The 13,739-nt window shown below is 43.1% G+C and carries 14 protein-coding genes; 8 read left to right on the forward strand and 6 right to left on the reverse strand.

Features of this window, described 5'->3' with window-relative positions; genetic code table 11:
• Window positions 1-138: 138 nt before the first annotated feature.
• Complete coding sequence (locus J4613_RS02920) at window positions 139-1,257, reverse strand: S-(hydroxymethyl)glutathione dehydrogenase/class III alcohol dehydrogenase (protein ID WP_000842142.1); 1,119 nt, start codon at window positions 1,255-1,257, stop codon at window positions 139-141.
• 31 nt (window positions 1,258-1,288) lie between these two features.
• Window positions 1,289-1,564 (reverse strand): metal/formaldehyde-sensitive transcriptional repressor, encoded by a 276-nt coding sequence (locus tag J4613_RS02925; RefSeq protein WP_001120770.1) that lies wholly within the window; start codon window positions 1,562-1,564, stop codon window positions 1,289-1,291.
• A gap of 522 nt (window positions 1,565-2,086) precedes the next feature.
• Between J4613_RS02925 and steB the strand changes: the two genes are divergently transcribed.
• A complete protein-coding gene (gene steB / locus J4613_RS02930) occupies window positions 2,087-2,488 on the forward strand; it encodes a type III secretion system effector SteB (RefSeq protein WP_001540100.1) in 402 nt (133 codons plus the stop codon).
• A gap of 128 nt (window positions 2,489-2,616) precedes the next feature.
• On the opposite strand, the gene J4613_RS02935 is transcribed toward steB, so the two are convergent.
• Window positions 2,617-3,333 carry a hypothetical protein gene (locus J4613_RS02935; protein WP_208293646.1) on the reverse strand — a complete coding sequence of 239 codons (717 nt, stop codon included), beginning with the start codon at window positions 3,331-3,333 and terminating at the stop codon, window positions 2,617-2,619.
• 425 nt (window positions 3,334-3,758) lie between these two features.
• Between J4613_RS02935 and sseJ the strand changes: the two genes are divergently transcribed.
• Window positions 3,759-4,985 carry an SPI-2 type III secretion system effector SseJ gene (sseJ, locus tag J4613_RS02940; RefSeq protein WP_001131430.1) on the forward strand — a complete coding sequence of 409 codons (1,227 nt, stop codon included), beginning with the start codon at window positions 3,759-3,761 and terminating at the stop codon, window positions 4,983-4,985.
• Window positions 4,986-5,105: 120 nt separating this feature from the next.
• On the opposite strand, the gene J4613_RS02945 is transcribed toward sseJ, so the two are convergent.
• Entirely contained in the window at window positions 5,106-5,450 is a 345-nt protein-coding gene (locus J4613_RS02945; RefSeq protein WP_000281185.1) for a DUF1294 domain-containing protein, read from the reverse strand.
• 906 nt (window positions 5,451-6,356) lie between these two features.
• On the opposite strand from J4613_RS02945, the gene J4613_RS02950 reads away from it, so the two are divergent.
• The 6 genes from J4613_RS02950 to J4613_RS02975 all read left to right on the forward strand — a co-directional run bounded on the left by J4613_RS02950 (window position 6,357) and on the right by J4613_RS02975 (window position 12,018).
• A complete protein-coding gene (locus J4613_RS02950) occupies window positions 6,357-7,118 on the forward strand; it encodes a transporter substrate-binding domain-containing protein (protein WP_000949370.1) in 762 nt (253 codons plus the stop codon).
• Between the two features lie 6 nt (window positions 7,119-7,124).
• A complete protein-coding gene (locus J4613_RS02955) occupies window positions 7,125-7,772 on the forward strand; it encodes an amino acid ABC transporter permease (protein ID WP_000094446.1) in 648 nt (215 codons plus the stop codon).
• Between the two features lie 24 nt (window positions 7,773-7,796).
• Complete coding sequence (locus tag J4613_RS02960; protein ID WP_001196340.1) at window positions 7,797-8,528, forward strand: amino acid ABC transporter ATP-binding protein; 732 nt, start codon at window positions 7,797-7,799, stop codon at window positions 8,526-8,528.
• A complete protein-coding gene (locus J4613_RS02965) occupies window positions 8,525-9,205 on the forward strand; it encodes an amino acid ABC transporter permease (protein ID WP_000560166.1) in 681 nt (226 codons plus the stop codon). Before J4613_RS02960 ends, J4613_RS02965 begins: the two co-directional genes overlap by 4 nt.
• Before the next feature lie 136 nt (window positions 9,206-9,341).
• Entirely contained in the window at window positions 9,342-10,892 is a 1,551-nt protein-coding gene (locus tag J4613_RS02970) for a glycosyltransferase family 39 protein (protein WP_001532476.1), read from the forward strand.
• A 463-nt stretch (window positions 10,893-11,355) separates the two neighbouring features.
• Window positions 11,356-12,018: a class I SAM-dependent methyltransferase gene (locus tag J4613_RS02975; RefSeq protein ID WP_000683309.1), complete on the forward strand. Its 663-nt coding sequence runs from the start codon at window positions 11,356-11,358 to the stop codon at window positions 12,016-12,018.
• A gap of 270 nt (window positions 12,019-12,288) precedes the next feature.
• Here J4613_RS02975 and cybB read toward each other — a convergent pair whose 3' ends face one another.
• Both cybB and J4613_RS02985 read right to left on the reverse strand, forming a co-directional pair.
• Window positions 12,289-12,819 carry a cytochrome b561 gene (gene cybB / locus J4613_RS02980; RefSeq protein WP_000527280.1) on the reverse strand — a complete coding sequence of 177 codons (531 nt, stop codon included), beginning with the start codon at window positions 12,817-12,819 and terminating at the stop codon, window positions 12,289-12,291.
• A 116-nt stretch (window positions 12,820-12,935) separates the two neighbouring features.
• On the reverse strand, window positions 12,936-13,736 hold the full coding sequence (locus J4613_RS02985; RefSeq protein WP_001098503.1) for a YdcF family protein: 801 nt from the start codon (window positions 13,734-13,736) through the stop codon (window positions 12,936-12,938).
• Between the last annotated feature and the right edge of the window lie 3 nt (window positions 13,737-13,739).

Below are 13,739 nucleotides of genomic sequence, written 5' to 3' on the forward strand. Positions count from 1 at the left end.
TAAAACACGCCCGTTAGATAGTCATCGGCACTTCGTGACGTTTGCTTATCGCGAAAAGCATCGCCTTCGTCACATTTTCACAACATTCATTCCAGAAAATTCAGAAAAGCGCCAGCGGAAAATCCGCTGGCGGATGAATCAGTTATCGCTAAAGTGGATAACAGTACGGATGGATTTACCCTGATGCATCAGTTCAAAGGCATCGTTAATCTGCTCCAGCGGCAGGCGGTGAGTAATAAAAGGATCTAAACGGATTTTACCGTTCATCGCATCTTCGACCATCCCTGGCAGCTGCGTGCGCCCTTTCACGCCGCCAAAGGCGGAGCCACGCCAGACGCGACCGGTCACTAGCTGGAAGGGACGGGTTTTGATTTCCTGCCCTGCCCCCGCTACGCCAATAATAATGCTTTCGCCCCAGCCTTTATGACAACATTCCAGCGCTGCTCGCATCACGTTAACGTTGCCGATACATTCAAAACTGAAATCTACGCCGCCATCAGTAAGCTCAACAATAACGTCCTGGATCGGTTTGTCGTAATCATTCGGATTAATAAAGTCCGTAGCCCCCATTTCGCCCGCCAGCGTAAATTTTTCCGGATTCGTGTCGACAGCTAAAATACGCCCGGCTTTAGCCTGAACCGCGCCCTGAATAACCGCCAGCCCAATACCGCCTAAACCAAAAACGGCAACGGTGTCGCCCGCTTTCACTTTAGCGGTGTTATGGACGGCGCCAATACCAGTCGTCACGCCACAGCCCAACAGACACACTTTATCCAGCGGCGCCTGCGGGTTCACTTTCGCCAGAGAAATTTCCGCGCAAACGGTATATTCGCTGAACGTGCTGGTTCCCATATAGTGATAAACGGGTTCGCCGTTATAAGAAAAGCGGGTAGTGCCATCCGGCATCAGCCCTTTTCCCTGAGTGGCGCGTACGGCCTGACAAAGGTTAGTTTTACCGGACTTACAGAACTTACACTCGCCGCATTCCGCCGTATACAGTGGAATAACATGATCGCCGGGTTTCAGGCTGGTGACCCCCTCGCCGACCTCGACTACCACGCCGCCGCCTTCGTGACCCAGGACTGCCGGGAATACGCCTTCCGGATCATCGCCGGAAAGGGTAAAAGCATCGGTATGGCAAACGCCGGTATGAGTGATTTTGACCAGAACTTCGCCTTTTTTCGGCGGCGCAACGTCAATCTCGACAATTTTTAACGGCTGACCGGGACCAAAAGCAACTGCTGCACGTGATTTCATATATCTCTTCCTGTTACGGTGAGGGAAATTGTTATTTTAGATAAGCGCGAAGAAGATGGCCGATTTCCGCCATCCGAACCGCGCGCTGATCTGGCGTGGTCTCCCCGCTGACCAGCTCATCTTTCAGATGGATTTCAACCATTTCACTCATCAGGCCATTAGACGCGCCGCGCACGGCGGCAATCTGTTGCAGAATCGCCAGACAAGGTTCGCCAGACTCAAGCGCCCGCTCCAGCGCTTCGACCTGCCCGCGTATGCGACGAACACGGGTAAGGATACGTTTTTTATCTTCAGGTGAATGCGGCATTCGACCTCCATATACTATAGGGGGGTATACTATCAGAATTTTATGTTTATGTAATTGTAAAATTACACACAATATAAAAATCAATAGCTTATAGATTTCCGGCATAGACCATCAAGAATCAGTTCACATTCAGCATATTCAGCTCATGGGAACTTTTTCAGGCCACAGACAATAAACACCAAAGCTTTCTTTCTAAGCTGCAATGTTCTGCCCGACTGGGGCACAGAGGTAATGCCGGTAAATCCAGTCCCATTACCCAGAAGTAAATATTTGCTTAATAGTTTTTATTTACTCACCAGGTGGTAATGAATAAAGGTTATGATATGCAGATGTCAGTCTTGTAAGAACGTAACATCACAACTGCGATACACCGCCGACGGGTAGCGAAAATATCTCAACCCTGTGTCTTTCCAGGCTTAGTCAATGTGGACAAAAAATCAAATGAGCGTTATTTGAAAGATTTTTAATACCCAAAAGCGTCATCATTATTGTTAATTTGAAATCAATCTCAGGTAATAATCCATACCTATTTCGATTTGTAAACATGGTGCTCCTTTTGTTGTTCAACATGAAAATCGGTACGGTTCCGGTGCAAGTCAGTCATCATCACTTTCAAAATCAATCCGCCATATTAGCAACTCTCATGAGGAAATAAAATTTATAAGTTGCTATAGTGCAAATGGAGCCTGTTTTTCCAATGCACAGATGCTAGCCAATGCCTCAGGGAGGCCTGTTATAGGTTACTATGGGAAAATAAATAAGTTAACAGCCAGTCTGGATAATAGCGGTCGTATATTCCGCCCACAGCATAAGCTTGCGGCCAATATTTGTTATGTAGGTAATCGGCTTCTGAGCGCTCCAGTTCAACTTGGGTTTGGCCTGAAACATCTGCTAACCTGTCACTCAAATGGTAATGTCAGATAAAGTGTCATGCCATGTCCTTCCCGGCATTGCTATTCCACAGCCTACAGATATGGGCGCTCAGTTCTTTCCTCAATCGTTGCTATGGGAAGTTCTGCCGTCATTTCACGCTCTTGCCAACCAGCATTTTATTAAAGCCTGACTTTTACCAGAGTAATTTCATAAGAGTGCCCATCTTCTGGTCTAAAAATAATAAATCTATTGTTATTTTTAGTAAAGGATTTCGACAAAATAAAACTATCATGATATCTGGCCAGGACGTAGTACCAGCCTCCATCATACAATATCATTTCGTATTCTTTCTTTAATTGTGGTTTATAGATCCCAACAAAAAAAGAAAATATAAAAAAATATATAATAAAACCAAGCATAACTATAGTGAAACAATGCCTTCGCACCCAACTGAGTTGCGTAAAACAAATCACTGGCATCAATTTACTATAAAAACGCATCCCCACCGATAAGCATAAAGCCACCAGTAAAATGATAAAAAAAAGCTCCCACAAAAACGATTCTGTTAAGAGAGAAAACTCGATAACAATTGGAATAAAGAACAAAACCGCTCCCAAAAAAAGACGTAAAAAGCTAAGGTCGTGGATACGTGCTTTTTGCTTTACTAGAAAAAATAATAGAATACCCACTCCCCACGCTATTATGAATATAGCCATCAGGCTAATCGCATGGAATAGACTTCGGGCAATGTTGTCAGGGCCGACGCCTACATACCACCACGGGAAACCATAGTACGCGGAGACGCCCCAGCCATAAAAATAGGCGCTTCCCCATCCCAAACCACCTAAATAGGCCAAAAGCATCGAAGAGTTTTTAATAATTGAATCATCATTCATTATAGTTAACTCACTTAAGAAATATTTAATATGAAAATAGAAATCAAAATGTCACATAAAACACTAGCACTTTAGCAATAATAGTCGGATGATAAGTTTGTCTGTTTTTCCTGAGTATCAAGCCAGCTCATACTCACGCCAGCACACTAAAATCAGGAGTGGCTTCTTTTTTAGATCTTTGCCTTAGCCAAGCGCACACTCAATAATGATAGCAGTCAGATAATATGTACCAGGCATTAACCTCACGTTGTTGATGATATATTTACTTCGTTGAAAAACAATAAACATTGTATGTATTTTATTGGCGACGAAAAACTGTTAAAGAAGCGTAATTCCATATACACCATTTACCTGATTACTTTTCTTGCTAATATTTGCTAATTAATTATTTGCTAAAGCGTGTTTAATAAAGTAAGGAGGACACTATGCCATTGAGTGTTGGACAGGGTTATTTCACATCATCTATCAGTTCTGAAAAATTTAATGCGATAAAAGAAAGCGCACGCCTTCCGGAATTAAGTTTATGGGAGAAAATCAAAGCATATTTCTTTACCACCCACCATGCAGAGGCGCTCGAATGTATCTTTAATCTTTACCACCATCAGGAACTGAATCTAACACCGGTACAGGTTCGCGGAGCCTACATCAAACTTCGAGCCTTAGCGTCTCAGGGATGTAAAGAACAGTTTATTATAGAATCACAGGAACACGCCGATAAGTTGATTATTAAAGATGATAATGGTGAAAATATTTTATCTATTGAGGTTGAATGTCATCCGGAAGCTTTTGGTCTTGCCAAAGAAATCAATAAATCACATCCCAAGCCCAAAAATATTTCTTTGGGTGATATTACCAGACTGGTATTTTTTGGCGACAGCTTGTCTGACTCCTTAGGGCGTATGTTTGAAAAAACACATCATATCTTACCCTCCTATGGTCAATACTTTGGCGGAAGGTTTACTAATGGATTTACCTGGACTGAGTTTTTATCATCTCCACACTTCTTAGGTAAAGAGATGCTTAATTTTGCTGAAGGGGGAAGTACATCGGCAAGCTATTCCTGCTTTAATTGCATCGGTGACTTTGTATCAAATACGGACAGACAAGTCGCATCTTACACCCCTTCTCACCAGGACCTGGCGATATTTTTATTGGGGGCTAATGACTATATGACACTACACAAAGATAATGTAATAATGGTCGTTGAGCAACAAATTGATGATATTGAAAAAATAATTTCCGGTGGAGTTAATAATGTTCTGGTCATGGGGATTCCCGATTTGTCTTTAACACCTTATGGCAAACATTCTGATGAAAAAAGAAAGCTTAAGGATGAAAGCATCGCTCACAATGCCCTGTTAAAAACTAATGTTGAAGAATTAAAAGAAAAATACCCCCAGCATAAAATATGCTATTACGAGACTGCCGATGCATTTAAGGTGATAATGGAGGCGGCCAGTAATATTGGTTATGATACGGAAAACCCTTATACTCACCACGGCTATGTACATGTTCCCGGGGCTAAAGACCCTCAGCTAGATATATGTCCGCAATACGTCTTCAACGACCTTGTCCATCCAACCCAGGAAGTCCATCATTGTTTTGCCATAATGTTAGAAAGTTTTATAGCTCATCATTATTCCACTGAATAAAGTTCCATCGGCTGCGGTACGCCTTGAGCAAAACACAACTCAATATCATAGTGCCGGTGGCATGAAAATATGATGCTATCTTTGCTGCCGATTGGTCAATAAGTGATACATAGTCTATGTTCAGTAAGACAAAAATGGATAGAGTCGATAAATCGCCACCGTAACTAAAATACTCACTATCACACTGACAATAAAGTATGTTTTGAATGGCTGCTTTTGCGTTTTATGACGGAAGAGTTGTTGACCAACAATCGCCCCAGGCCACCCACCGACAACCCCAAACACCAACAAAGTGGATTCCGGCACTCTGCGCCAGGTTTTACGTGCCGCCGTTTTGTCTATACCGTAGATCGCCAGCGTTAGCACATTGGCGAGCAGGAACCACATCGCGACGGGATGCGATGTAAAAATGCTTCCGACCGCAGCGAAGATCAGGAGTAAATAACAAAAGCGGTTAAGATACATATCATTATGTCATAGCAATAATTAGGGGCATCGGAGCCCATTATACGCGATACATGCGCCTATGTGATGTAGAATTTTTTTCACTCAGCCAACGAGTCATTAAGGATTCATTTTTAATTACCATGGTAATCATAAGGTAATTAACGGCTGTGAACACGATTAAAATGGGTAAAGCCACCGAAAATGTTATCACCTTAATCGTTGCCAGGATAACTTAATGAAGAACCCTCTTTATTGCTGTTTGTTATCCGGTTGGCAGTCTCAGTTTTGGATTTATTAATCGTATTTATATTTATTACATAAGATGTACGATGTTAATTTGAGAATTTTATCTCAACAACCGTATATATTCAGATATTTCTGAATTAAGATTATCATCGATTAAAACAAGTTAACGTTTTGATAAACATAACAACATCGTCAAAAATCCTGATTTGTTGTCGTTTGTTCATGAGACAAATAATTTATATGCTTGCAAATATAGATAGCACGCAAATCAACTTAGCTCAAAAAATGTATTTGACAAGAAAAGATAAGTCTTTATATTGGCCCTGGATAGAGTGGTAAGATGATAATTAGAGACATGAAAGGCACCGTCACTGAAGCATTTATCTGCTTATCATGTAAATATGTATGCGTAAATGGAGCATAAACTATGTCCAGTATACTAATGTCTATGGTATCTTTACATTTTCACCTTTCATGGTGTCGCTGCACTCATATCCAGTTGATATCTCATGGTATATTCAATCCATTCCCTTTGATGATTCCTGTCAAACCTCCTGATTAAATTAGTTAACAGCGATGGAATACATAACGTTAAGTACTTTACGCCTGCAAATGTCAGGCTCACGCCCTAATGCTTAATTTATAATACGCATTACCTTACTACAGGAAATAGATAGCATGTTATCCAAAAAATTTGGCTTATCGATGATAGTGTTGGGAATAATGTCGTCTTCAGCGTTTGCTGATAGCATCGTTGAAGGGAGAACACTCAATGTCGCAGTATCACCAGCCTCTCCCCCTATGTTATTTAAAAGTGCTGATGGCAAATTGCAGGGGATAGATCTGGAGCTTTTTTCGTCTTACTGTCAGTCACGGCATTGTAAGCTAAACATCACCGAATATGCCTGGGATGGAATGCTTGGCGCAGTGGCGAGTGGTCAGGCAGATGTAGCATTTTCGGGAATTTCAATCACAGATAAACGTAAGAAAGTTATTGATTTCTCTGAACCTTATTACATCAACTCTTTTTATCTGGTCAGTATGGCCAATCATAAAATAACGCTCAATAACCTCAATGAATTAAATAAATATTCTATTGGATACCCTCGAGGAATGGCTTACTCCGACCTTATCAAAAACGATCTGGAGCCCAAAGGATACTACTCGTTAAGTAAAGTAAAATTGTATCCAACCTATAATGAGACGATGGCTGATCTAAAAAATGGCAATCTTGATCTGGCTTTTATAGAAGAGCCGGTTTATTTTACCTTCAAAAATAAGAAAAAGATGCCGATAGAAAGCCGTTATGTTTTCAAGAATGTTGATCAGCTTGGCATTGCCTTTAAGAAAGGCTCTCCCGTGCGCGATGATTTCAACTTATGGCTTAAAGAGCAAGGGCCACAAAAAATATCTGGCATTGTCGATAGCTGGATGAAATAGTAAGCTATGTCATCAGGTAATATGCTGGCTATCTTTTATTTCCTATTGGAAGGGATTGGTAATACGCTGCTTGTAACATTTACCTGTTTTCTCTCAGCGTTTTTGTTCGGGCTTACAGTCGCCGTATTACGGCGACTATCCCCCCTTCCACTACAGAAGATACTCGACGTACTGGTCTTTATTCTTCGGGGAATTCCAATACTTATTGCTGTTTTTCTTGTTTATTTTGGATTGCCATCGATTGGCATATATGTTTCACCTCTGGTGGCCATGAACCTCAGCGTCGGCTTAATCAGTGGGAGCTATCTTGCCGAGGTGTTCAGAGGGGCGCTTAAATTAGTTGAGCCATACGAAATTACGGTAGCGAAAGTAGCAGGAATGCGTCAATTACAGGTTATAATAAATATTGAACTGCCACAGATGTTGCGATTTTCTGTGCCCGGTATTATCAATGAGTTTTCTTCTGTATTAAAAGCGACGCCCTTTGCTTATACTGTAGGTATCGCTGAAATAACGAAGCAGGCAATGTCACTGACAGCCATCACGCTGAACGGGTTACAGATCTATACTCTTGCCGGGGTATTATATTTCATTATTTATAAAGTTTTTACTCTTCTGGCCGGAGTGTTTGAGAAAAAATATCGCATCAGTTGAACCATAAAAATAGAGGTGATACTCATGGCTTTACTGAAACTAAAAGAGATAAGTAAGGAATATTCAGGAAAAAAGGTTCTTGATACGGTTAGTCTGAAAATTCAATCGGGAGACATGAAAGTAGTCATGGGGCCATCAGGTTGTGGAAAAACGACGCTTTTACGCTGTCTGCTTCGATTAGAAGAACCTGATTATGGCAATATTTATTTTCACGGGAAAAATATTTACGACAAAGAATTTACTATTCTTGAGTTCAGAAAAAAAGTTGGTTGTGTCTTCCAGAATTACGCTTTGTATCGCCATCTTAACGTCATGGATAATATTACCCTTGCCCTATGTAAAGTGTTTGGCATGCCGGGACAACTAGCCCGGGAGAAAGCCTTACATGAGCTACAAAAACTTGATATGGCCTCGCATAGCGCGAAATACCCTTCGCAATTATCGGGCGGGCAGCAACAGCGCGTCGCCCTGGCCCGTACAATGGTCACCGACCCAGAACTCATTATTTTTGATGAGCCGACGTCTGCGCTTGATCCGCTCATGACTCGTGAAGTCGGAATGTTGATCAAGCAACTTCACGACAATGGCGTCACTATATTATGCGTCACTCATGATATTCGCCTCGCCAGATTACTAAGCGATAACGTAACGTTTCTTAATCATGGCAAGATTCGTGCAGAAGGCGCTTTTACCGATCTTGCCTTACGAGAAACGGATCCAGATATCCACTGTTTTTTTAGCGAGGCACAACGATGATCGCTGGCTGGTCTCTCTTCTTTAATGACCTGACTGAACAACTGCCACTTGTTGTGGACGGTATTAAAGAAACCTGTAAACTTGCGCTGATTGTTTCCATCACCGGTTTTTTGTGGGGAATTATTATTTTCTTTCTGAGCCTGAGCCATCGCCCCGTGGTAAAAGCCATAACTCGACTGTACATGGATTTCTTTATCGGTACGCCACTCATTCTTATTCTATTTGTTATCTATTATGGTTTACCTCAATCTGGCATTCACCTGTCCTCTTTTACCGTGGCGGTTACAGGTTTTACCTTGAATGTCGGCGCATATAATGCCGCGTACATGACAACGGCCTATAACGCATTGAATAAGTATGAAACGGAGGCAGCAGTCGTTCAGGGGTTGAACAAACGGCAGGTCTTTTTGTGGATTATACTGCCTCAGGTATTGCTGTCTTCCATTCCAGCCTTAACGAATCAGGTGATTAATAACCTTAAAGACAGCACCATCGTTTTTCTTATCCAATATACTGAGTTTTTCGCGCGAATTCAGGAGGTTGCTGCAACCAGCTTTAAATTCTTCCATGCTTACCTTTTTGCCGCCATAGTGTATCTTATTGGCGTTACCTTTATCGTCGGTTTGACCCGGTTTTTAGAGCATAGACTGCTTCGCCATTACGGTCAGGGTTACTGAGTTGTACTGCACTATTCTGATTAATTCACCACTGACATTATCAAAGTTATTTTTATTTAGCGTTGATTAAGATTTTAACCTTCATTATTGCGTTAGATGTCCATTCTGGTCTAAGTCTTACTCCATTGAGGATATTATGGCGCTACCACAACTATCAATATGGCAGCCCGGCGATGGGTTAAGAAAAATAAAGTATAAATATCATGTTTGTCTCATTGTCATATTCTCCGTCCTTATACGGTTGCTGTTTTTAACTGACCGCTACCTTTGGTGTGACGAAGCGTCCAGCGTGCTGATTAGTCGACATAGCGTAGATAATCTGCTCTTCCATGCCGCTTTTGACGTGCATCCTCCGCTTTATTATCTGTTACTGCATGACTGGATGATATTATGGGGTGATAGCATTGCAGCGGTACGCTCTCTCAGTCTACTCTTTGGGATCCTGACAGTTGTGCTGGTTATCGCGCTTACGCGATGGCTGGCAAATGAACGTACAGCCTTATTGGCGGGATGGTTCGCCGCCCTGATGCCGATGGCAGTCCATTACAGTCAAGAAACGCGCATGTACGCGTTAATGGGAATGCTAACGCTCGCTGCCGCGTTAGCATTGATGATGTGGATAAAAACACCCACCCATAATCGCTATCTTGTCGCGTATGCTTTACTTATGACGTTCAGCTTTTACACCCATTATTTCACCCTATTTACACTTATTGCCCACTGGATCGCAGTAACAATATTATCCTGCCAAAGCCATAAAACGGCCTGCTACCTTAAACTTCCTGGCTGGTGGTTTGCTAACCTGGCGATTGCTGTCGCTTATCTCCCCTGGTTGCCCGTATTGTTTAATTTACTGACTCATCTGGCGCAGTTGAGAGCCGGTAATGATATCGGTTGGATTCCCCCCGTAACATGGCGTGACCTGCCTGCGATGTACTGGCATTTTTTTACCGGAAACAACGGACAGGGTTTTCCGTCGTTCATTCTGTGGCTGGCTGTAGGAGGTTTTATCGGTACTGTGGGGCGAATATCTTTATGCAACGGAGAATATGAAAGATATCAGCTGATATTATTTTGTAATCTGGTCATCCCTGTAATGCTGGTCTTCATCATTTCCTGGTGGATGCCGTTATTTATCGATCGTTATTTCTTCTTCTCATCGCTGAGCATTCCTCCCCTGCTCGCGGTATTACTTACCCGCGCAAAAAAAGCGGTTTGTGGCTTCTGGTTTATCTTATTCACCTTATTATTCGGCTATGGTTCATATCATAATAACCCTGAGCACATAGACGAGTTTAAACCACTGGTAAACTATATTAATACCCGTCACCAGCCTAATGATGCCGTGGTAGTCAGTAAAATGTTCGATTATTTAAGTTATGTGTATTATAATAAGCGAGATTATCGTACGTTTCTTTATACACCGCCTAACGCTCATGGAACATCAGGCAGACCGAATGCCTATGGCTTTGGTTCACTGTTTTATGCGCAAGCCGATCAGACATATATTGATACTCTGACAACGCTTTCAAAAAGTTACCATCGTGTCTGGTTGGTAAGCGGCGGTAACTTTAGTCAGGATTATCCCTTGCCGTCAGAATGGCAAAATATCGCAAACTTCAGAAGTGGTAGATTTCAGGTACAGTTATTTGTAATACCGACTCAACAGGCGCGTCAAATGCAATGATTACCGTTTTTTATCCAGTGCAGTGATAAACAGTACTGCCACTGCCAGACCGCCTAAAAGTAAGGTCCAGCCAAACGCTTCAAAAACCTCAATCATATCGCCTCCAGGTAGGTGATATTAAATAAAGATGGCTATCTCAGCGTAACATTTAAAATATCAATTAATGTGCAATAATCGCTTTATGTGTTTGAATAAATATTGTTCTTCCTGCATTTAATTGCATTGTTATTATCAAAGGGCTTAATACGCGTACATCAACGATTATTAATTATCAGCTTATAATAATATGACTGTTCAATTCATTTATCAGCTATTATTATCCTCTATATTCTTTAAGATAGCCGCTTAATTCATAATATCTCCTTTATTCATCGCATTAAATTACTCACTCACCTGATTAATGCTTGCCTAACGATTGCTTCGTTGTTTTAATTCCAGCGCGAAATTATTTAGTGAGAGAACAATGAAGCATACACAACAATCAGGCGCAAAAGTCTATAACCCATTCACGCTTAGCTTATATGACTGGTGGGTACTCAATATCTCAAACAAATATGCATGGAAGTGTCCTACTGATACGCGACTACTTCCTTTCTTCCTGCATCACATGGGCGAGACTCACCTGGATATTGGCGTAGGTACAGGTTATTACCTGAAACATGCACCTGCGACTCATGCCATTTCGCTGATGGATTTAAATCCGGATAGTCTGAAAATAGCCGCCAGCCGAGTGGGTAATACGAAAATCCGCGCCACACTACAACACGATGTTTTCGACACGTTCCCGGCGGACTGGCACGGGCGCTTCGATTCCGTTTCGATGTACTATCTTCTGCACTGCTTACCCGGTGAGATGACAACAAAAGCGAAGGCAATTAAAAATGCCGGTATGGCGCTTAAACCCGGCGGCACACTTTTTGGCGCCACGATTCTGGGCAAAGAGGTTCCTCACAATGCTTTTGGTAAGAAATTAATGGCTGTTTATAACAAGAAAGGAATATTCAGTAATACCAATGATTCAGCCGATACGTTACGCAGCGTGTTGGACGAGCATTTCGCTAAGGTGACTTTGGAGCAACATGGCGCCGTTGCGCTATTTTCCGCCACTATGCCACGTTCATTGTAAGTGTAGGCACTTCCGGGCGGTCGGCAGCGCGATCATGTGGGTTTAACCCGTTGATTAAACATTGGATTACGGAATAGTAATTGTTTATTTTATTTGTCATACAAATAAGTATAATACCCGCTTCCGATGTAGACCCGTCCTCCTTCGCCTGCGTCACGGGTCCTGGTTAGACGCAGGCGTTTTCTGTATGGAATACGCCATCCCCTCTGATAGATGCCTTGTTTGCCTAAAGCAGTTAACCCCGCCTGTAGCAAACGTCATACAGGACGGTCAGTTACGCTTACGCGGCATCATCCGTAACAGCGTATTGTCTTTCCAGAAATAGTGATGCATCAAAGCAGCGATGGCATGAAGTCCAATAACAAAATAGCCCAGATTCGCCAGCGTGACGTGCCAGGATTTCAGCATATCTACGCGTTCAAAGTTAGCTTCGGCGGCATGCGGCATAGTAATGCCAAATGCGACCCAGGGATTGCCGCGGTTATACATCATGACCAGACCAATAACAGGCAGCACGATAAATAACAGGTAAATCACCAGATGTCCTAAATGCGCCATTCCGGTCATCATCGGTTTTGGACGAGGAACAATGGGCGGCGTGGGATATTTCAGCCGAATAATCAAGCGCGCCACCATTAAAAGCAAAATAGTGATACCACATGAAACATGCGTCATATTAAACCAGGGCCGATAACTACGAGGCGCAAAACCGCGTAGTTCCATCGCGGCGTAAGCCACAATAACCAGAAAAAAGACTAACCAGTGAATACCAATTTGCAGGCCGGAATACTTATTGCCCATAGCGCGTCCTGAATGAAAACCGTAAAGCGACAACATAACCAGCTTTTATAAATAATTCATCAAATTTATGAGATGGTGGTCGCACTTGCCCGTTCACCCTCGCAAACGGGCGATTTTTAGCGTAACGCTCTCTGTTCTAACGCACTGCGCAGCGTCGTATCTGCCTGCAATACCTGCCATGCGTTTTCAATATCGCGTGGGATATCAACGTGAATGATAAAATCTTTACCACGCGGTCCATACCCTGTTTCATCGTCACGCAAACGTGGCAGCTCACCGGCAATCAGAGACAGATAACGCTCCACCGTCCAGATGCCCTCTTCAACATTGGCAAAACGTGTACCGTCATTAAGGTGGCGCAGTACCGGAACAAAACCAGGAAAACTCAGCCAGCGCGGCGCATCGGTGTCGTCGTTTGTCACGCGCCGAAACGCCGCGATAGTGCGCCGCTGCATGGTGGGGTCTTGCACAACGATAGCCGTGTTAATGTTTTCTTTCGCCTGACGGATCAGTGCGCAGGAGAAACGGGCATTTTCGCCGCAATTAGTTGACCGATCTTCCAGCCAAATTTTCTCAGCCGGAATATGCCAGAACTGGTTCGCGATATCCGCGAGGATCGCGGCTTCAGCGCGTCCGGTTGTGCGAATAGTGTGGTAGCGCGGATGCCGGGCAATCACGGCGTACAAAAACGGCGTCGAATGACCTATACCGCCGCTAATCAGTAAAGGAACGCCTTGCGCTTTGGCGATGCGACAGGCCGCGTCGATAGTGGGGATCACCGCATTGCCCGCCAGGACGACGCAATCCGACGAATAAGGTTGTTCGCCGGAAAAATCATTTTGCGCCAGCCACTGTCCGACGGTATTCACCGCCAGCAATGTTTCCGCAGAGAGCGCCGGAAATGGCGTTGTATTCATAAT

It is taken from the genome of Salmonella sp. 32020114201800008SM (genome assembly GCF_017572025.1).
In the GTDB taxonomy this organism is placed as follows: domain Bacteria; phylum Pseudomonadota; class Gammaproteobacteria; order Enterobacterales; family Enterobacteriaceae; genus Salmonella; species Salmonella enterica.

Bases quoted from the DNA above. Each gene is read 5' to 3' on its own strand.
- J4613_RS02920 (WP_000842142.1), bottom strand. From the start codon at position 1,257: ATGAAATCACGTGCAGCAGTTGCTTTTGGTCCCGGTCAGCCGTTAAAA.
- J4613_RS02925 (WP_001120770.1), bottom strand. From the start codon at position 1,564: ATGCCGCATTCACCTGAAGATAAAAAACGTATCCTTACCCGTGTTCGT.
- J4613_RS02935 (WP_208293646.1), bottom strand. From the start codon at position 3,333: ATGAATGATGATTCAATTATTAAAAACTCTTCGATGCTTTTGGCCTAT.
- sseJ (WP_001131430.1), top strand. From the start codon at position 3,759: ATGCCATTGAGTGTTGGACAGGGTTATTTCACATCATCTATCAGTTCT.
- J4613_RS02945 (WP_000281185.1), bottom strand. From the start codon at position 5,450: ATGTATCTTAACCGCTTTTGTTATTTACTCCTGATCTTCGCTGCGGTC.
- J4613_RS02950 (WP_000949370.1), top strand. From the start codon at position 6,357: ATGTTATCCAAAAAATTTGGCTTATCGATGATAGTGTTGGGAATAATG.
- J4613_RS02955 (WP_000094446.1), top strand. From the start codon at position 7,125: ATGTCATCAGGTAATATGCTGGCTATCTTTTATTTCCTATTGGAAGGG.
- J4613_RS02960 (WP_001196340.1), top strand. From the start codon at position 7,797: ATGGCTTTACTGAAACTAAAAGAGATAAGTAAGGAATATTCAGGAAAA.
- J4613_RS02965 (WP_000560166.1), top strand. From the start codon at position 8,525: ATGATCGCTGGCTGGTCTCTCTTCTTTAATGACCTGACTGAACAACTG.
- J4613_RS02970 (WP_001532476.1), top strand. From the start codon at position 9,342: ATGGCGCTACCACAACTATCAATATGGCAGCCCGGCGATGGGTTAAGA.
- J4613_RS02975 (WP_000683309.1), top strand. From the start codon at position 11,356: ATGAAGCATACACAACAATCAGGCGCAAAAGTCTATAACCCATTCACG.
- cybB (WP_000527280.1), bottom strand. From the start codon at position 12,819: ATGGGCAATAAGTATTCCGGCCTGCAAATTGGTATTCACTGGTTAGTC.
- J4613_RS02985 (WP_001098503.1), bottom strand. From the start codon at position 13,736: ATGAATACAACGCCATTTCCGGCGCTCTCTGCGGAAACATTGCTGGCG.